The sequence below is a fragment of the Fictibacillus enclensis genome, assembly GCF_001457035.1.
Taxonomy (GTDB): Bacteria; Bacillota; Bacilli; order Bacillales; family Fictibacillaceae; genus Fictibacillus_C; species Fictibacillus_C enclensis.
Genome location: NZ_KQ758618.1, coordinates 925,713 through 944,547, shown reverse-complemented (window position 1 = coordinate 944,547; position 18,835 = coordinate 925,713). Strand labels below are relative to the sequence as shown.

The window sequence follows — 18,835 nt, the reverse complement described above, 5'->3', positions numbered from 1 at the left end:
AAATTCATAATCAATCATGGCATGCATGATGAATTGCTTGATTTAATAACGTAATCACATGATTATCATCAATCGAATAAAACAGGGTCGTTCCTGCTCTTCTGAATTTAACAAGGCGAAGATTTTTTAAAAAACGCAATTGATGAGAAACCGTAGATTGTAAAAGTGAGAGCTTTTCAGCAATTTCATTTACAGATGATTCTTTATGAGATAAAAGATGAAGGATTCGGATTCGCGTCGGATCTGACAGCGCCTTGAAGGTTTGAGATGCGACAAAAAGAGTTTCTTCATCTAATTGTTCACTTTCAATAATTGCTTTTTCGTGTTCATCCATTTAATATCAACTCCTTACCACTAAACCATATATGAATAATTACTCATATTGTAAACGACGGTTATGCTTCTGTAAATGCTGAATCGAATTCTCTTTTCTTTAACTATAATGAATAATTTACGCTTCTATTCCGTATTTCATTAGAATAATTTCGGGTAATAATAGAGTGCCAGGGAAAAGTATACAAAATAAAGGAAAATTATTGCACGTCGGAGAATGTTCTTATACAATATATATGAGCATATATTCATATATATATTCAAAAAGGAGTTGAGCATTTATGGCGCATTCTCACGGTCACGGTGAATCTCATGGGCATCATCATCATGGTACAAACAATAAAAGAGCATTGAAATGGGCGTTTTTTCTAATTGCAGCCTACATGCTCGTGGAAATTGCCGGTGGCATTACTACCAACAGTTTGGCTTTATTATCTGACGCAGGACATATGTTAAGTGATGCGGCTGCTCTTGGATTAAGTTACCTGGCATTGACTTATGGCCAAAAATCATCCTCCCAATCCAAAACCTATGGTTATCGCCGCTTTGAAATTTTAGCCGCCTTTATCAATGGCATTGCTCTGTTAGCGATCGCCCTTTATATCTTTTGGGAATCCTATCAGCGCATCTTAAATCCCCCTTCAGTCATTAGTAAGGGGATGCTCATTATTTCGATTATTGGTTTAATGGTAAACATTGTCGCTGCCTACATCTTAATGAAAGGTGACAAGGATGAAAATCTCAATGTGAAAAGTGCTTTTTTGCACGTCCTTGGGGACATGCTTGGATCCGTTGGCGCAATTGCCGCTGCCCTTGTCATCATGTTTTTCAACTGGAATCTGGCAGATCCTATCGCAAGTATTATTGTAGCCATTCTGGTTCTTATCAGCGGCTGGAGGGTGACCAAAGAATCTGTTCATATTTTAATGGAAGGCACTCCTCAAAATGTGAACTTTAAGGAGATCAAACAGGCGTTGCTTTCCATCCCTGAAGTGAAACAGGTCCATGATCTTCATGTATGGTCAATCTCTTCGGATTTTCCTGCCTTAAGCTGTCACCTGGTGGCCGACGCAGAGGATCATCAGCAAACCTTGCTTAAAAAGGCGAATCAGCTGCTTATGGAACAATTTCATATTGAGCATACAACCATTCAGATTGATCTTTCGGATACTGATTGCACAATGAATCATACCTGCGAGTAAATGAGAGGGCTCAATGCAAAAGGATTTTCGGTTTCTCAAGAGATGAAAAAAGAAGCGGTTCTGCTGAATTTAAATACGTTTACCATCATGGACATTCACAATCGAGCAAACACTCGAATGTGTAAAAAGGCACTTTAAGCTAAATGAACACCAAAAAGGATGACCACTTAACGGTCATCCTTTACACGTTTTATTCAAAACCAACTGTCATGCTGTCCGGATGAGAACCGGCTCGGCTATCCTGGTTCAATCCGTCGATACGCTCCATATCCTCACTGCTTAATTCAAAATTGAACACATCAGCATTTTCAATAATACGATGCTCTTTTGTTGATTTTGGAATCGTTACCACTTCATTTTGAAGATCCCACCGCAAAATCACCTGTGCTACCGTTTTATTGTGCTTATCGGCAATTTCTTTTAATGTAGGATCTTCCAGCAGCTGCCCCTGCTTAAGCGGTGACCAGGCTTCCAATTGGATTTCATTATTTTTGCAGAACGCATGCAGCTCTTTTTGGGTAAGATGCGGATGGTATTCCACCTGGTTGACCATTGGTTTAATTTCACAGGAACTCATCAAGTCCTCCAAATGGTGAACCTGGAAGTTACTTACGCCGATGGCTCGAATTTTGCCATCATTGTACAGCTTCTCAAACGCTCTCCATGTCTCTTTGTATTTGTCTTTTCCAGGCCAGTGAATGAGATAGAGGTCCAGATATTCCAGGCCAAGTTTTTCCATGCTTGTTTCGAACGCCTTTAATGTAGATTCGTATCCTTGCTCACTGTTCCAAAGCTTTGTTGTGATGAATAGGTCTTCACGGGAAACTCCGGACTCTCTGATCGCCTGCCCCACTCCCTCTTCGTTCCCGTAAATCGCTGCCGTATCAATACTGATGTATCCGTTTTTTATCGCAGCTTTTACAGACTCGATTACTTCTTCTCCTTCTTTTACTTTAAATACACCCAACCCAAAGCGCGGCATTTTCACGCCGTTATGTAGTGTTGTTGTATCTTTTAAACTGGTTGCCATCTTTTATTCCTCCTATTGTCGTAATTGCTTGCTCTAGGTACATACCACTATTTCTCTGGTCTTAATCCCATATCCTCCTGCTTCTTTGTACGAAAGGGCATTTTATAAAATAATTTTCATGCCGTATGATTTAGACAAAAGCATAAAAGAGGTAGAGTACATGTCGAATGTCCAATCACTGGTACGAGCTCTCACACTATTAAACAAACTTGCCGAATATCCTGAAGGAATTCAAATCTCCCAACCATACCTGGCAAAGCTGTGTAAAGAAATTAATGAAACGGTTCATTTATGTATTGAAGATTATCAAACAATAAGCGCTTTCATTCCGGAATCTCCAGGTTTTTTTTCAATAAAATGAATGAAATAAGGATATTTGTTAAATTAGAAAAACCTCCCGCGTCCTATCTTTCTGGGAATCTGGGAGGTTTTTAGAAGACTGCAGCAACATACTTGCAATCAAATGTAAGATTTCTACCCTCTTCAAGGGAAGCCGTCATGCAGTTCGTCACTGAATTATACGAAATAAATGACAACCTCACCGGGACGGTTGAGCCCCGGAAGACAAAAAAGTGAGTATCCCCGGCTTGAACATTTTGCAGGAAATCCTCCGCACAAAAAGGCAGGTAGGATGAGTCTTTCATGCTGTTCTCCCTTTCTGTATGTGTGTCTGTTTATTTTATGTACAAATACTAAAATGGTATAGACACCTCACATACAAAAAAGAGGAATTCCTGATTAGGGATCCCTTACTGACTAAAAGTCCTTATTTTGATAGATCCGAATGGAAACCATCCACGAAAGTGAAAAGCAAACGAGAGAAAAGGCGCAAGCAGAAAAACGAGCCTTCTTAAAGACTCGTTTTTTTCATTGGCTCTATCGTGCCAGTGTGTGTATGGTGCTTTGTGCTAAGGCAAATTCAAAATCCGCAATTATATCTTCAGGGTCCTCCAAGCCTGCTGAAAACCGGAAAAGCGTGTTCGAGATTCCTCTCTTCTTTCTTTCGGCTTCCGGCATAGCGGCATGTGACATTTTTGCCGGATAGGATAAAATAGATTCCACCGCTCCGAGGCTCACCGCCAAAACAGGGATCTGAAGATGGGAAGTAAACGGCCGGACCAGCTGTTCGCTTTCCAGTTCAAATGAGAAGACAGCACCTGGCCCCTCCGCCTGGCTCCGATGTACAAAGTATCCTGAATGCTCCTTTAAGCCAGGGTAATGTACCTTTTTAATCAGCGGGTGTCCGTTTAAATAGTCTGCGAGTTTCCCAGCCGCTTCTACAGAATGACGGAGGCGTACGTATAATGTTTTCAGTCCCCTCATTAATAGCCAGCAATCCTGGACACCCAGCACGGCACCAAACGAGTTCTGCAAAAAGTAAAGGCGATCAGCCAGCTCTTCATCTTTCACCACGGCCAGACCTGCCACCACATCACTATGCCCGGCAAGGAATTTGGTTGCACTGTGAAGAACAATATCCGCTCCAAGCGACAACGGCTGCTGAAGAGCCGGTGTTAAAAAGGTATTGTCTACAAAGGTTAGCGCACCTTTCTCCTTCGCCAACTCGCTCACTGCCCGAATATCGGTCACTTTTAAAAGCGGATTGGAAGGCGTTTCAATATAAAAGGCTTTTGTATTGGGCTGGATTGCCTGTTCTACGGCATCAAGGTCAGTCATATCGACAAAAGTGTGGGTAATCCCCAGTCGTGAAAGCACCTGTGTGACCATTCGATACGTACCGCCATACACATCCTCTGATATGATCATATGATCTCCTTGGGATAAAAGAAGAAATGACGTAGAGATCGCTGCCATGCCCGATGCAAAGGCAAAGCCTCTGCATCCGCCTTCGAGCTCAGCGATTTGCTGTTCGAGTGCTTCTCTTGTCGGATTGGCAGACCGTGCATAATCATATTTTCCAAATTGATCAATATCCTCTTGATGGAACGTGGAGGACAGATGCATGGGCACACTCACCGCGCCGGTAGCCGGATCGGTTTTATGTTTATGATGCAGCAATTTGGTTTGAAAGGTATGACAGTTATGGTCACTCATAAATTACAGCCTCCTTCTGGACAATGTCCAGCGCTTGTTTTAAGTCGTTAATCAAATCATTTTCGTCTTCAATACCAACAGATAAACGCAAAAGCCGGTTGCAAACTCCGCGTGCTATACGTATTTCTTCAGGAATGTCCGCATGTGTTTGGGTCGCGGGATACGTTACCAGACTTTCAACCCCGCCCAGGCTTTCGGCAAAGGTTATCAGATTTACGGACTTCAAAAAACGGGGGACCCATTCTTCTTTTTTCAGCCGGAAAGAGATCATGCCTCCCCTTCCCGGATAAAGGACGTCATCTACACCATCATGATTCTGCAGGAATTGAATCAACACCTTAGCGTTTTCTTCATGTTTTTTCATTCGAAGGGCCAATGTTTTCATTCCGCGCATCAAAAGCCAGGCATCAAACGGGCTTAACACGGCACCTGAGGCATTGTGATGGTACGAGAGCTCCTGGCACAATTCCTCGCCTTTGGCCGCAATCAGACCTGCGAGCACATCATTGTGTCCTCCGAGGTATTTCGTTGCACTGTGGATTACAATATCCGCTCCGAGCTCGATCGGCCTTTGCAGCAAAGGGGTATAAAAGGTATTATCAACGATAACGAGCAACCCATGTTTCTTGGCGAGACGTGCAACAGCTTCAATATCACATACCTCCATGAGCGGGTTGGTCGGCGTTTCCAGAAAAATAGCTTTTGTTTTTTCAGTGATCGCCTGTTCAATTTCGGCTACGTCTGCCGTGTTTACATAGATACTGGACAAACCCCATTTTTTGTATCCTTCTTCGAGCAGGCGGTAGGTACCGCCATACAAATCACTGGATACAATCCATTCATCACCTGATTGAAAGAGGGAGAGGATGGCCGCAATGGCCGCCATCCCCGAGCTACAGGCAAACCCGGCGTCTGCTCCTTCCAGATCGGCGATCGCTTTTTCAAGCACTTCACGTGTCGGATTGCCTGTTCGAATATAATCGTAACCACTTGATTCTCCAATTCCGGTATGGCGGTATGCTGTAGAAAAATAAACGGGCGGATTAACCGTTCCCGTGCGGTCTTCACTTCGGTTTCCAATTTGAGCTAATTTTGTTTCTGTTTTATACATGGCAGCCTCCTAAGTCAAAAGAAAAAATAAAAAAGCCTTCTTAAGAAGAAGACTTTTGAATACCATCAAATTGTCGTTCTCCTTATCTCCCAAGTTCGTCATCGAACTTGCTGGACTTAGCACCTTTTCAGCAGAAATCACTGAAGGTTGCTGAGGTTTCATCGGGCCATTCCCTCTACCTCTCTTGATAAGAAAATCTAATCCGTATCTAATTGTAGTTCCTAGTGTACCGCAATTATCTGAATGTTTCAAGCTTTCTTTTTATATTTTATTCCGTGTTGCTGTGCCTGGACAGAACTTCCTCATGGCTGAGCGTTTTCTGTGTGCTGCTCCTCAGACATACCGCATCGCAAAACACATGAAGACACTGATCAAAAAGAGAGCTGAGTGGCTGTATGCTTTTGGCTTCATTCTCTCCCCTTTTCTTTGTAGCTGCCGGAAGGACAAAACATGTATCAGCCACTTGTGCCAGAGCAGAATCTCCATTTGCTGTAATGCATACTACTTTGGAGCCTGCCGACCTTGACCGTTCCGCCTGATGGATTACGGATTGTGTGGATCCTGAACCCGAAATGGCGATAAGACAATCCCCCTCGGCTACCGAGGGAGTTACCGTCTCACCAATGACAAAGACGTTATAGCCCAGGTGCATGAGGCGCATGGCAAATGCTTTTGCCATAAACCCCGACCTTCCCTCGCCAGCCACAAAGATTCTCGTTGTATTTTGGAGTTCTGAATCAAAACGCTCAATCTCTTCTTCTCCAATTTTCTCAATAACTCCCTGCATCTCTTTTACAATCACATTCAGTTCGTTCATACATTTTCTCCTGTCCGAATCGTTTTCCAAGCTGTATACATCTGTTTGGCTGCTTCCTGGATATTCGCAGCTTTCGTAATGGCGGACCCGACAACAATGATCTCCGGATTTTTTTCGGCAGCCATTGGGAGAGAGGATAGAGCAATTCCCCCTGCAAGGGCCAGTCGGTCAACAGGAAGCCTTTCTTTGTTCTGTTTCTCCATCGTTTTGTTGTCTGACTCCTGTTCATCTTTGCTTACATGTTCGCAAAATACGGCAGATGTATAGCTTAGCAGACGTTGCATTTGCTCAGATGAAACATTTAGCAGATCAATCATGACTTCTTTTCCATTTTCCTCGGCAACCTTCAAACAGGTTTCAATCGTTACGAGGGGAGCCGCCCCCATGACAGTTGCCATGTCTGCTCCTGCGTCAAAGGCTATGGAAAATTCATAGGCTGCATTATCAAAGGTCTTCATATCTGCCAGCACTGGTTTTAACGGAAACTCTTTTTTAATCTCAGAAATGCTCTCAACACCATATTCCTTAATTAATGAAGTACCGACTTCGATAAGATCAACATATTGCTCTGCCTCTTTTGCCGTTTCAATTGCCTCAGAAATCGTCATCCGGTCCAGGGCCAGCTGAATCTTCATTGAGAAACAACCTCCATTCTCTTTTTCGCTTCTTTTGCAGCCGGAGCTTTAACAGCCATTGTAAGTAATACGGATACAAAAAGCGCGGATGCCATGAATACGAAGGAAGCTGACGGCCCTCCGGTAACGCCGTTTAAATATCCAACAATGTAGGATCCAACAAAAGAACCGAGCGCCCCCATGCTGTTGATGAGCGCCATCGCTCCCCCAGCCACGTTTCGCGGAAGGATTTCAGGAATGATCGCAAAAAACGGTCCGTAAGGTGCGTACATGGCTCCGCCAGCTATGACAAGAAGTGTATATGAAAGCCAGAAATTGCTGGAACCGATCAAATAAGAGCCAAAAAAGGCAATGGAACCAATCAGCAGTGATATCCATACAAATGTTTTACGGTTCAGTGTTTTATCCGAGTAATAGGATAGGACAAGCATGCCGACCACAGCCACAACGTAAGGAACCGAAGAGAGCCAGCCTGTTGAAACAATGTCCAGGTTCGACGCTTTTTTAATAATGGACGGAAGCCACATAACAAATCCATATACCCCTATGCTCCAGGCAAAATATTGAAGGCTCAGCAGAATCACGGCTTTGGATTTAAACGCTTCCCGATAATTCTTGACTGGCTTCAATGTAGATTGTTCTTTGTTAAACTCATTCTCGATACCCTGCTTTTCCTTATCGGTAAGCCATGATGCATTTTTTGGACGGTCTTTGACCAGCTTCAGCCAGATAAATGCCCATAAGACCGCTGGAACACCTTCCATAATAAACATCCATCTCCAACTGAACGAGTTTAATAGATAACCCGATAAAACAGACATCCATAATACGGTGGCTGGATTGCCGAGGATTAAGAATGTATTTGCTCGTGACCGTTCTTCCTTTAAAAACCAATGACTCAAAAATACTAGCATGGCTGGCATAACAGCGCTTTCAACTACTCCTAAAAGAAATCGGATAGGATACAGCCAAGCCACATTGGTTGCCATGCCTGTTGCTGCGGCAAGGCCGCCCCATAGAATCAGGCTCCAAAAGATCAGTTTTTTGGCACTATGCTTTTCTGCATAGTGAGCACCCGGAACCTGGAAGAAAAAGTACCCGAGAAAAAAGAGAGATGCCAAAAAAGAAGAAACTCCCGCTGTAATGTTCAGTTCATCTCCCATGCCCCCTGCTACACCGAACCCATAATTTGCCCGGTCCAGATAGGCGAGACTGTACGTAATAAAAGCTAAAGGAATCAAACGGCGAAACCGTTTTTTTGAAGCTATAGAATCCATCATCGTTAAACCGCTCCTTTTTCTATCAACTTTTTAAAACTTCATGTACATTCTATTTCACTTGCTCCTGCCAGCTTTTCACCCTCTCTTTTCGCAGATTTGCTACATGCTGAGATGCATTTATGACTTTCACGGGATACTCGATCGCCAAGGGAACTTCTTCAGGAATCAGCCCAATGATCCCATCGATCTCATCAGGAAGCTCAGGGAAAACCGGGACTGTTCTCCAACTTCCTTTGTCATCAACCACGTGTTTGATGTGAACGTATCGAATAAATGTTTTCAACCGTTCATACATAGCCAACGGATCCTCTCCCACATACTTTGGATTGCCCACATCAAAGGTAAATCCGGCAGGAATCTCTTGTGCACGGCAGTCCAGAAAAAAAGTCTCCAGAAGATCTGTTCGTCCGCCACAACTGGTCTGATCATTTTCGATGGTAAAAATCATTTTTGGAAACTGCAGCAAAAGACGCTTTACATGAGAAAGTTCCTCCTTCATTCCGCAATAGTGGCCAAGAGGTGTTTTCAACAGCCATGCCCCTACGGCTTCCGCCTCCTGAAGAAGACAGAATAGGGAATCGAAATTCAGCTTTCCGTTTTCATCAAACATAGGCTGGGGCGAGGAAAAAACAACTTCAAGATTCAGTTCCTTTAACCTTACTCCTGCATCATTCAATGAGATCCCGGAAGAAAGCAACTCCCTGCGAACCTCTATGCCATCCGCCTTTACCTCTGCCAAGCACAGTGCAATCTCTTCAAACTCCCGCGCATTCAACTCCGTATTTCCGAATGCGTTTTGTGTACAATAAATGTGATTCATTACCCCCGCTCCTTTGAATGCGCTTACTTATTAATGGTACCGGTACCATTTAACTGTTGAAAAAGGGGTCCAGCGATAAGACCTCTTTATTTCTCTGGTGTTGAATTCCTTTTAATCAACTTCCCTTTATACATGAAGGATTGCGAGGTTGTCCGTTCTCCTCTGATTCGTTCGAGGACCATTTTCATCGCGCTTACCCCAATTTCAAATGTTGGCTGCTCAATGCAGGTAATTCCTCCAAATACAACAGGTGCCCAATCTGGATTATCAAATGTGAGGAGTGAGAGTTCATCCGGCACAGAAATGTTCATGGTATTTAGTTCATTCGCAACTTTTAGCATTAAAAGCGCATTTACAGTAAAAATGGCTTTGGATTGCCCCTGGGCATCTTCCAGAAATGAAACCAGCTTATTTCTGAACAGGCAGCCATCATCTGTTGAAACAATATAGATATCATCTGAGCTTTCGTGATTGTTCTTTTTCAAAACGTCTTGAAAAAACTGATACCTCTCATGCCTTGTACTGATTTCCTGAAAAGGTTCACTAAAAAACGCGATACGTTCATAATTTCGCTGTAGCAGAAATCCGAGAGAATCCTCTGTTGCCTGCCGGTTATCCAAGCCGACAAAATCCATATCCAGTTCAGGAATATTTCGATCCAGCAGTACGACCGGAATGGAATCATCTTTCATTTCCAGTAAGGAAGAGTTATTCCCACCCGTTGTATGAATAATAAGCCCGTCGATCCGGTGAGATTGCAGCATATGAATAAAGTTTCTCTCCTTCTCTGGATTGTTATCGGAATTGCAGATCATAAGACTGTAACCATTTTTCGAAGAGATTTCTTCAGCGCCTCTTAAAATGGCTGTACTATATGGATTGCGGATATCTGCAATGATGACGCCAATGAGGTAGCTTTTTCTTCCTTTCAGCCCTCTTGCAGCCGTACTGGGCCGATAACCCAATTCCTGAACAGCAGATTCTATTTTCTTTTTTGTTTTATCGGCAAGTTCATCCAGCCGCCCGCCTAAATACCGTGAAACCGACGTTTTTGAAACTCCCGCCCGTTTCGCTACATCATAAATGGTTATCTTTTGGGCCATTTTCCCCACCTTACTTTCGGTCAAATCTTTTTTGGAACCGGTTCCATTTTTAAAAAGTCTACCATACGCTGTGAAGATGTCAACAAGCAAAAAGAATTTTTTAAATTTTCTTTTTCTTTATGTTTTCCTTTAAAGAAATCGTTTACAATAAAACCAACGATTAACAAGGAGGCTGTTCAAATGAGAAACGAAAGAAATGTCCATCGCCAACCAACATATAAGGGTGATACACATTCTTAAGCAGTGAGTGAACAGTGTGCCCCCCTTATATGTGTGTCTTTGAATCACTCATAAAGGGGTAAATCATGCGATTTCCAATGAAAAAATTTCTATCTTATTATAAACCTTACCTGCGTTTGTTTCTTTCCATTTTGTTTTGCGCGCTGATCACGTCGACCATTGCGCTCGTCTATCCGCTTCTTGTCCGGTACATTACAAAAGACGTCCTGGCCGATCAAGGGGCTTTGGACATCCAAAACGTTTATTGGACCGGTGGCCTGATGCTTGTTTTGACCGTGCTTCAGAATATCGGGAACTATTTTGTGGACTACAAAGGCCATGAGGTTGGCGCCCGTATGGAACGTGATTTACGAAGTGAACTATTTGCGCATATGCAAAAGCTTTCCTTTAGTTTTTTTGATCATGAGAAAACCGGAAAGCTGATGTCACGGATTACGAATGATCTGCTTTTACTTTCTGAACTGTATCATCACGGTCCGGAGGATTATATTAAATACTTGGTGCGCTTTGTGGGTGCCTTTGTCATATTGTTTGTAATTAATCCTTCATTGACGATCGCCGTTTTTTGCTTCTTGCCTGTGCTCGGCATCTTTTCACTGTTCTTCAATAAGATATTGAACCGTGCCTTAACCAAAAACAAAGAGCGGATCAGCGACGTACATGCCCGGGTTGAGGATAGCCTGGCGGGAATACGCGTCGTTAAATCGTTTGCCAATGAAAACATTGAGATCCATAAATTCAAGGTTGAAAACAATCGATTTTTAGACAGCCGAAAGAACATTTATCGCACAGAGGCCCTCTTTTTCAACGGCGTTGAAAGTTTCATTCAATTGATCACTCTAACTGTGATTATCTATGGAAGCTCAAAAATCATGCATCATACGCTTGACCTTGCTGATTTGATTACTTTTCTTCTTTATGTTAATTACATGGTTGAACCGATAAAGCAGATGACCCACATGAGCACACAGCTTCAGGAAGGGCTTACCGGCTTTGCGCGTTTTATGGAGATTATGAATACGAAGCCGGCGATTGAAGATGACAGTCATGCGGTAACTCTTTCATCAATTGAAGGAAAAATAGAATTCAAGCAGGTCGGCTTTCAGTATGAAAAACATTCGGATCCGGTCATCTCCAATCTGTCCCTTACTGTTCAGCCGGGAGAGTATGTGGCACTTGTTGGTCCCTCCGGTGCCGGAAAGACGACATTGTGCTCCCTCATTCCCCGCTTTTATGAGGTGACATCAGGAGAATTGCTCATCGACGAAATCGACGTCCGCCATTTTGAACAAAAGGGGCTGCGAAAGCATATTGGGATCGTGCAGCAGGATGTTTATCTTTTTGACGGTACTGTCCATGAAAACATCCGCTACGGAAATCCGGAGGCAAACGATGCCCAAATTATAGAAGCAGCACGACAGGCCAATGCCCATGATTTTATCTTGAGCCTTCCAAACGGCTATGATACGGAAATCGGGCAACGTGGAGTGAGGCTGTCCGGCGGTCAAAAGCAGCGGTTAAGCATTGCCCGTATATTTTTAAAAGACCCGGCGATTTTAATTCTCGATGAAGCAACCAGTTCGCTGGATAATGAGAGTGAAAGCATCGTCAAAGCGTCCCTTGACCAGCTGGCGAAGGGAAGAACCACCATCGTTATTGCCCACCGCCTCTCGTCAATCCGCAACGCAGAACGCATTATTGTCCTGAATCAAAAAGGCATTTCGGAGCAGGGAACACACCGGTCATTACTCGCAAAAAATGGAGAGTACTCCCGCTTGTATTCCAGGGAGTTTTCTTCCAAGTCAGGTTGATATAAAAAAGCAGTCTCTCCGTGTAAGGAGAGACTGCTTTTTTGCCTTGGTCAATTTCTGGTCAAATCAATGACTGGCGACACCCTTACGGCGCATACTTTAAATCCGGGCATCTTGCAGACAGGGTCAAGCCCCTGGTATGTAACGTTGTTCACATTCTGTTCTCCGCCCCAGTGAAACGGGATAAACAAGGTATCTTCCCGTATCGAATCATCATACGCGCCCCTGGCTTTCATTCTTCCTCTTGAAGAATCCACGTAGACCATGGTCCCATCTTTTATGCCAAATGCATTGGCTGTTTTCGGATGGATTTTGACAAAGCTTTCAATTTGGCGGGCAGAAAGAGCCGGGCTCCTTCTGGTTTGTGAGCCGGACAGATAGTGGCTCATCACCCTTCCCGTCGTCAAATGAAGAGGATAACTCTCTGACGTTCGCTCCTTTGGCACATGGTTGATGACAGGAAGCATCTTCGCTTTGCCATTTGGCCGGGCAAACGTTTCACTGAACAGCCTTCCCTCTCCATTATGTCCCTCTTTAGGGCATGGCCAGTAAATTCGTTCCTCCTTCAGCCGTGAATAAGTGATCCCGAAATAGTCCGCTTTTCCTCCTTTGCTCGCCAGCCTCAGTTCATTGAAGATATCTTCTGCTTTGGTGTAGGAAAAATAGGCTTCTTTCCCCAATACCCTTGCCACATCACACAGGATTTGCCAGTCATGTCTCACCTCACCCGGGCAGCTTCGGGCCGCTCTTCTTAACGTCACCCTGCCTTCCAGATTGGTTAATGTCCCTTCATCTTCCAAATACGAAGAACTTGGAAGCAACAGGTCAGCGAGCATGCCTGTTTCTGATACAAACATATCGACCACCACCAGACATTTAAGCCGCTTAAGCGCTTGAGCCGCAAGTGTGGCATTTGGGGTGGAAATCAGTGGGTTGGAACCCATGATGAATAATGCCTTAATTTCGCCATCCGCCATCTTTTCCATCATTTCATAGGCAGAAACCCCCTTTCCTGGCAACTCCTTTTCAGGAATACCCCACAGATCGGCAATATAGTTCCTGTGTTCCGGGTTTTCTATACTCCGGTATCCGGGCAGCTGGTCTGCTTTTTGGCCATGCTCCCTGCCGCCTTGTCCGTTCCCTTGGCCGGTGACAGCTCCATAGCCTGCTCCAGGCTTACCCATATTCCCGGTGGCCAGAACCAGATTAATAAAGTTTCTGACGGTATCATGACCGTGTGTTTGCTGCTCGACCCCTCTGGCTGTAAAGACCATAGCACGGGAAACGGAAGCGAATGTTACCGCCGTGTACTCAATGATTTGACGGGAAAGACCTGTTAAATCAGCGATAGCATCCAGGTCAACACCAGAGAGGTGTTCTAACACTTCATCAAAACCTTCCGTTCGCTCCTGTATAAACCGCTCATCATGGAGATTGCGGTCAAGGATTACTTTTAACACGCCATTAACCAGAGCAGCATCCATGCCCGGTTTTACTTTTAAATGGAGATCAGCCAATTTGGTGGTTAAGGTTTCTCTTGGATCAATAGCGATGATAAATGCACCATTGTCCTTCGCTTTTCGAAAATAAGGAAGAAGGGTCGGCTGGCATTCGGCAATGTTGGTTCCTGCAAGAATGATGCATTCTGCCAGTGGAATCTCTTCCATTTCGTTCGTTAACCCACGGTCCAGGCCAAATGCTTCATTCATCGCGGAGGCAGCCGCCGACATGCAATAGCGGCCATTATAATCGATATGCTTTGTCTTTAATCCCACTCTGGCAAACTTTCCAAGCAGGTAGGCCTCTTCATTAGTTAATGAGCCGCCTCCATACACTCCGACAGCATCGAGGCCGTCCTGCTCCTGAATCGTGCTGAACTGCTCCATGATAAAAGACAATGCCTCTTCCCATGTAATCTCCTCAAATTGTCCATTCACCTTTTTCATCGGATGCAGAATCCGTTCTTTATGGAGGGCGTGCTGATGAGCATTTCTGCCTTTTATGCACAGTCTTCCATCGGAAACCGTATCCTTCAGCGGAAGAACTTTATATTTTTTCCGGTCTCCCGTACGATGTTCAAGCAGTTGCATAGTGCATTGAACACTGCAGAAGGGGCACTGTGTATCCATCACAGTTTCTGTTTCTGCATCCTGCTGCTGATGGCGAAAATGTTCCAGAAAACTACCAGTCAACTGTCCTCACCTTCCTCCCTCCTATTCTCTCATGCTTATAAACAAAGGTAGACTTTCTCTTCCTGCACTTCCACTTTATATGTTTTCACACAGCCTGTATCCGGCCCTTGTGCCTCTCCACTATTAGTGCAAATCTTCCAGTCATGCATCGGGCAGAATACATACTCTCCGCTTACCATTCCCTGAGCAAGTACTCCCCCTTTATGCGGACAGCGATTTTCCACCGCTTTGATTTTTCCGTTGGAAAGCTTGAAAAGAGCAATATCATGCTCTCCCACTTTTAATGACATCCCCAGTTTTTCAGGTAATTTGCTCAGCTTGGCCACTTCAATCCGGTTCATTTGTTTGTCCTCCCTTTGATCTATTAAACACTCAGGCTTTCAAACAATTTCTCTTTGGTTTCCTTATTTTTAATAATTTCTTTCCACGGCTCCTTCGTGTAGGAAAGAGCTTCTTCAATCCGCCCGACCAATTGGGAGCGGCTGTCTTCGTCAAAAAGGACTTCCCTGACATGTTCAAGACCCATTCGTTCAATCCATTTTGACGTACGCTCCAGATAATGGGCGGTTTCTCTGTAATACTGTATAAAGGCGGCGGCCATCATCACGACTTCTTCTTTCGTTTGGACGGTGCAAAGCAAATCACCGGCTCTCAGGTGGGTACCTCCGTTCCCTCCTACATACAGCTCGAAACCGCCATCCACTCCCACGATTCCAAAATCCTTGATTCCCGACTCGGCGCAATTCCGCGGACATGCAGATACACTCATTTTCACCTTGTGCGGAGTGTTGAGCCGTTCAAATTTTTTCTCCAGTTCAATCCCCAAACTGGTGGAATCCTGTGTCCCAAAACGGCAAAATTGTTCTCCCACACAGGTTTTCACCGTTCGAAGGGTCTTTCCATACGCATAGCCTGACGGCATATCCAGTTCTGCCCAGACGTTTGGCAGATCCTCCTTTTTAATGCCCAAGAGATCAATCCGTTGGCCGCCGGTCAATTTAATCATCGGAACATTATAAGCTTCCGCGACGTTAGCGATCTTTCGCAGGTCTTCTGCGGTGGTCACACCTCCATACATTCTGGGCACCACGGAATACGTCCCGTCTTTTTGAATATTTGCGTGCATCCGCTCATTCACAAATTTGGAAGCTGCTTCATCTTCATGCTGGGGATTCATCATCCCCAAATAATAGTTAAGGGCAGGACGGCATTTGGAACAGCCCTCCTTTTCCTTCCAGTCCAGAACATGCATAACTTCCTTCACAAACTTCAGATTTTTGCTTTTAATTTCTTCAAGCACTTCTTCCCTGCTAAGACTGGTACAGCTGCAGATCGCTTCTTTTTGTTCGATATACTTGAAATCATCTCCCAATGTGTATTCCAGCAGCTCCGAAACGACCGGTTTGCATCCCCCGCAGGAACGGGAAGCGTTGGTGCAATCTCTTACTTCGTCCAATGAGGTTAGTCCCTGATTCACAATGGCATCGCAAATGGCCCCTTTGGTTACCCCGTTGCATCCGCAGACAACTTCATTCTCAGGCATCGAGGCAACAGCACTTTCTGAAGCTTCTTCCTCAGGCGTTGCCAGTACTGCAATTTTCGGAATACCGGAAACATCCTGTTTTTCAAGTATCATTTTAAACAGCCGCTGGCCATCCTGAATTTCGCCGAACATCACCGCACCAATCACGCGGTTATCCTGAAAGACGATCTTTTTGTATACACCCTCCACTTCATCAAAAATTTTCACTGATTTTGTGTGTTCATCCTCCATAAAGTGGCCGGCAGAAAACACATCAACACCCGATACTTTTAATTGTGTGGAAATTACAGATCCTTCATATTTGTTTGATCCCGTTTCTGTAATACGTTCTGCTAAAATTTTCCCTTGTGCGTATAGCGGTGCGACAAGTCCGTAAACCATTTCACGGTGTTCCGCGCATTCTCCCACTGCATAAATGTCCGGTACTTCTGTCTCCAGATAATCGTTGACGAGAATTCCTCTGTTCACGGCTATCCCACTGTTTTTGGCAAGCTGCACATTCGGCCGGATGCCGACAGCCATCACCACCAAATCAGCATTTGCCACCGACCCATCACTGAACCTGACACCTTCTGCCCGCATATCTCCTATAATTTCCGTTGTTTGTTTTTCCATTAAAAAGGTCATCCCTTGCTGCTCCAGCTCTTTTTTCAAAAGAGCAGCAGCTGTTCCGTCGAGCTGACGGTCCATCAACTGGTTGCCAAGATGGACCACATCCACTTGCATTCCGAGATTGATCAGCCCCCGTGCCGCCTCTAATCCTAACAGCCCTCCGCCAATGACTACCGCTTTTTTGTAATTCTGTGCAGCATCGATCATGGTTTCACAGTCTTTTATATCACGGAAAGCCGTGACTCCCTCTTTATCAGCACCAGGAACCGGCAGCATAAATGGTTCTGATCCCGTTGCCAGTATCAATCGGTCATATTCGACTTCCCTTCCAAGATCGGTATGGACGCTTTTCCGATCTGAATCAATGCTGGTGACCGTTTCTCCTGTATATAGCGTGATGTTATTCTTCTCATACCACGCCCGGTCATTAAGGGTAATATCCTGAATGGAAGTATCACCTTGAAGAACAGTAGATAAAAGGATTCGATTATAGTTCGGATGCGGCTCACTTCCAAAAATGGTAATATCAAATGCTTCCGCGTTCATTTTCAAGATTTCCTCGATGCAGCGAACTCCGGCCATGCCATTGCCTACAAGCACAAGCTTCTTTTTTTCCATGGTAGCCTCCTGTTTAGTCAATATCCTATCTCTCTTTTTTAAAAAGGTACCACAACCACTGGAATCATTTCTCATTGTATGTAAGAAAAACTGACATACTTTTTTCTCTGCCTGGAATATTTTATTAGTTAAAAAAGTTTGTTACCTTTTCTTCCATTAACAAAGCAAAGCAGAAAAAAGAACCGTAGACTAAAAAGAAAAATCAGGAATGGAGAGAGATGAATGAGACTAAAAGAGTTAAGAAGTCACGGACATGCCCCATCACTGTTAGGTTCCTTTTTGTATTTTGATGTAAGCTTTATGATCTGGGTGCTCCTTGGTGCTCTGGGCGTCTATATTACAAAGGATTTTGGGCTTTCCCCTTCGCAAAAAGGGCTGATTGTCGCTATCCCTATTTTGAGCGGATCGTTATTCAGACTTCTGTTTGGTGTACTCACCGATCGAATCGGCCCCAGGAAGACCGCCGTTGGAGGAATGCTGGTAACCACCATTCCTCTTTTATGGGGTTGGTTATCGGGAACACATATTGCCGAACTGTATGGAATTGGCCTCTTGCTTGGTGTAGCGGGAGCGAGCTTTTCCGCCGCTTTGCCAATGGCAAGCCGCTGGTACCCTCCGCACCTTCAAGGGGTGGCAATGGGCATTGCAGGAGCCGGAAACAGCGGAACACTGCTTGCCACACTTTTTGGTCCAAGGCTTGCCGAACACTATGGTTGGAACGGAGTCATGGGCATCGCACTCATTCCACTGCTGTGCACGCTGGTTTTATATCTTTTCATAACCAAAGATGCTCCCTCTCAGCCTGCTGCTAAGCCGGTCAAAGATTATTTAAACGTGCTCAAAGTAAAAGATACCTGGTATTTTTGCCTTCTTTATTGTGTTACCTTTGGCGGATTTGTAGGCTTGACCAGTTTTTTAAGTATTTTTTTCGTTGATCAATATCACTTGTCAAGCGTTTCAGCCGGTAATTTTGTTACATTGTGTGTCGCAGCGGGCAGCATTGTCCGTCCGATTGGCGGCATGATCGCCGACCGGATCGGAGGGGTCCGGCTTTTGAGTTATTTGTTGATTGGCGTGACGTTGTGTATGCTCGGTGTCAGCCAGCTTCCTTCCCTTTCATTAGCCACCTTTTTGCTATTTGCCGGCATGTCCTGCCTTGGCATGGGTAATGGTGCCGTCTTTCAATTGGTGCCTCAACGGTTTAAAAACGAGATTGGAGTGATTACCGGAATTGTAGGGGCTGCAGGCGGGGTTGGCGGTTTCTTTGTTCCAATTATCCTTGGCTCACTGAAGGAACTTTCAGGCGCTTATGCTTCCGGTTTCATTGTATATTCATTGATTGGCGGTTGTGCCTTCGTTCTTTTAATGGTCGCACAAAACGCCTGGAAGAAGACATGGGCTCTTCAGAAAAGCTCCATAAAATTATAAGTGCA

The 18,835-nt window shown here is 44.6% G+C and carries 15 protein-coding genes and 1 riboswitch; of the genes, 3 read left to right on the top strand and 12 right to left on the bottom strand.

Annotated features, from left to right (window positions below; translation table 11 throughout):
• Window positions 1-10: 10 nt before the first annotated feature.
• Window positions 11-334 carry an ArsR/SmtB family transcription factor gene (locus AS030_RS15105; protein ID WP_061972775.1) on the bottom strand — a complete coding sequence of 108 codons (324 nt, stop codon included), beginning with the start codon at window positions 332-334 and terminating at the stop codon, window positions 11-13.
• Window positions 335-614: 280 nt separating this feature from the next.
• On the opposite strand from AS030_RS15105, the gene AS030_RS15100 reads away from it, so the two are divergent.
• A complete protein-coding gene (locus AS030_RS15100) occupies window positions 615-1,535 on the top strand; it encodes a cation diffusion facilitator family transporter (protein WP_061972774.1) in 921 nt (306 codons plus the stop codon).
• Window positions 1,536-1,725: 190 nt separating this feature from the next.
• On the opposite strand, the gene AS030_RS15095 is transcribed toward AS030_RS15100, so the two are convergent.
• The 8 genes from AS030_RS15095 to AS030_RS15050 all read right to left on the bottom strand — a co-directional run bounded on the left by AS030_RS15095 (window position 1,726) and on the right by AS030_RS15050 (window position 10,386).
• A complete protein-coding gene (locus AS030_RS15095; RefSeq protein WP_061972771.1) occupies window positions 1,726-2,565 on the bottom strand; it encodes an aldo/keto reductase in 840 nt (279 codons plus the stop codon).
• An 876-nt stretch (window positions 2,566-3,441) separates the two neighbouring features.
• A complete protein-coding gene (gene metC / locus AS030_RS15080) occupies window positions 3,442-4,620 on the bottom strand; it encodes a cystathionine beta-lyase (protein ID WP_061972762.1) in 1,179 nt (392 codons plus the stop codon).
• The gene (locus tag AS030_RS15075) at window positions 4,613-5,731 is read right to left on the bottom strand and encodes a methionine biosynthesis PLP-dependent protein (protein ID WP_061972759.1); all 1,119 of its coding nucleotides are present in this window, start codon (window positions 5,729-5,731) and stop codon (window positions 4,613-4,615) included. The genes metC and AS030_RS15075 overlap by 8 nt, the downstream gene beginning before the upstream one ends.
• Window positions 5,732-5,810: 79 nt before the next feature.
• Window positions 5,811-5,925, bottom strand: a riboswitch (SAM riboswitch).
• Window positions 5,926-5,999: 74 nt separating this feature from the next.
• Window positions 6,000-6,548 carry a 6-phospho-3-hexuloisomerase gene (gene hxlB, locus AS030_RS15070; RefSeq protein ID WP_061972757.1) on the bottom strand — a complete coding sequence of 183 codons (549 nt, stop codon included), beginning with the start codon at window positions 6,546-6,548 and terminating at the stop codon, window positions 6,000-6,002.
• Window positions 6,545-7,183 (bottom strand): 3-hexulose-6-phosphate synthase, encoded by a 639-nt coding sequence (hxlA, locus tag AS030_RS15065; protein WP_061972754.1) that lies wholly within the window; start codon window positions 7,181-7,183, stop codon window positions 6,545-6,547. The genes hxlB and hxlA overlap by 4 nt, the downstream gene beginning before the upstream one ends.
• The gene (locus tag AS030_RS15060) at window positions 7,180-8,460 is read right to left on the bottom strand and encodes an MFS transporter (RefSeq protein ID WP_061973055.1); all 1,281 of its coding nucleotides are present in this window, start codon (window positions 8,458-8,460) and stop codon (window positions 7,180-7,182) included. The genes hxlA and AS030_RS15060 overlap by 4 nt, the downstream gene beginning before the upstream one ends.
• A 52-nt stretch (window positions 8,461-8,512) precedes the next feature.
• Window positions 8,513-9,283, bottom strand: a complete 771-nt coding sequence (locus tag AS030_RS15055; RefSeq protein ID WP_061972752.1) for a hypothetical protein — start codon at window positions 9,281-9,283, stop codon at window positions 8,513-8,515.
• A gap of 86 nt (window positions 9,284-9,369) precedes the next feature.
• Window positions 9,370-10,386 (bottom strand): LacI family DNA-binding transcriptional regulator, encoded by a 1,017-nt coding sequence (locus AS030_RS15050; protein ID WP_061973053.1) that lies wholly within the window; start codon window positions 10,384-10,386, stop codon window positions 9,370-9,372.
• Between the two features lie 305 nt (window positions 10,387-10,691).
• On the opposite strand from AS030_RS15050, the gene AS030_RS15045 reads away from it, so the two are divergent.
• Complete coding sequence (locus tag AS030_RS15045) at window positions 10,692-12,437, top strand: ABC transporter ATP-binding protein (protein ID WP_061972749.1); 1,746 nt, start codon at window positions 10,692-10,694, stop codon at window positions 12,435-12,437.
• A gap of 50 nt (window positions 12,438-12,487) precedes the next feature.
• On the opposite strand, the gene nasC is transcribed toward AS030_RS15045, so the two are convergent.
• The 3 genes from nasC to nirB are packed head-to-tail and all read right to left on the bottom strand — an operon-like array spanning window position 12,488 to window position 17,402.
• A complete protein-coding gene (gene nasC / locus AS030_RS15040; RefSeq protein ID WP_061972746.1) occupies window positions 12,488-14,629 on the bottom strand; it encodes an assimilatory nitrate reductase catalytic subunit NasC in 2,142 nt (713 codons plus the stop codon).
• Between the two features lie 35 nt (window positions 14,630-14,664).
• On the bottom strand, window positions 14,665-14,970 hold the full coding sequence (gene nirD, locus AS030_RS15035; RefSeq protein WP_061972743.1) for a nitrite reductase small subunit NirD: 306 nt from the start codon (window positions 14,968-14,970) through the stop codon (window positions 14,665-14,667).
• Window positions 14,971-14,993: 23 nt separating this feature from the next.
• Window positions 14,994-17,402: a nitrite reductase large subunit NirB gene (nirB, locus tag AS030_RS15030; RefSeq protein WP_061972741.1), complete on the bottom strand. Its 2,409-nt coding sequence runs from the start codon at window positions 17,400-17,402 to the stop codon at window positions 14,994-14,996.
• 222 nt (window positions 17,403-17,624) lie between these two features.
• On the opposite strand from nirB, the gene AS030_RS15025 reads away from it, so the two are divergent.
• Window positions 17,625-18,830, top strand: coding sequence for a nitrate/nitrite transporter (locus AS030_RS15025; RefSeq protein WP_061972737.1), 1,206 nt, complete (start codon window positions 17,625-17,627; stop codon window positions 18,828-18,830).
• Window positions 18,831-18,835: the final 5 nt, after the last annotated feature.

Excerpts from the sequence above, each read along its gene's own strand:
- AS030_RS15045 (WP_061972749.1), top strand. The coding sequence starts at position 10,692 with ATGCGATTTCCAATGAAAAAATTTCTATCTTATTATAAACCTTACCTG.
- AS030_RS15025 (WP_061972737.1), top strand. The coding sequence starts at position 17,625 with ATGAGACTAAAAGAGTTAAGAAGTCACGGACATGCCCCATCACTGTTA.
- AS030_RS15095 (WP_061972771.1), bottom strand. The coding sequence starts at position 2,565 with ATGGCAACCAGTTTAAAAGATACAACAACACTACATAACGGCGTGAAA.
- AS030_RS15105 (WP_061972775.1), bottom strand. The coding sequence starts at position 334 with ATGGATGAACACGAAAAAGCAATTATTGAAAGTGAACAATTAGATGAA.
- AS030_RS15050 (WP_061973053.1), bottom strand. The coding sequence starts at position 10,386 with ATGGCCCAAAAGATAACCATTTATGATGTAGCGAAACGGGCGGGAGTT.
- nirB (WP_061972741.1), bottom strand. The coding sequence starts at position 17,402 with ATGGAAAAAAAGAAGCTTGTGCTTGTAGGCAATGGCATGGCCGGAGTT.
- nirD (WP_061972743.1), bottom strand. The coding sequence starts at position 14,970 with ATGAACCGGATTGAAGTGGCCAAGCTGAGCAAATTACCTGAAAAACTG.
- AS030_RS15060 (WP_061973055.1), bottom strand. The coding sequence starts at position 8,460 with ATGGATTCTATAGCTTCAAAAAAACGGTTTCGCCGTTTGATTCCTTTA.
- AS030_RS15100 (WP_061972774.1), top strand. The coding sequence starts at position 615 with ATGGCGCATTCTCACGGTCACGGTGAATCTCATGGGCATCATCATCAT.
- metC (WP_061972762.1), bottom strand. The coding sequence starts at position 4,620 with ATGAGTGACCATAACTGTCATACCTTTCAAACCAAATTGCTGCATCAT.
- hxlB (WP_061972757.1), bottom strand. The coding sequence starts at position 6,548 with ATGAACGAACTGAATGTGATTGTAAAAGAGATGCAGGGAGTTATTGAG.
- AS030_RS15055 (WP_061972752.1), bottom strand. The coding sequence starts at position 9,283 with ATGAATCACATTTATTGTACACAAAACGCATTCGGAAATACGGAGTTG.
- hxlA (WP_061972754.1), bottom strand. The coding sequence starts at position 7,183 with ATGAAGATTCAGCTGGCCCTGGACCGGATGACGATTTCTGAGGCAATT.
- AS030_RS15075 (WP_061972759.1), bottom strand. The coding sequence starts at position 5,731 with ATGTATAAAACAGAAACAAAATTAGCTCAAATTGGAAACCGAAGTGAA.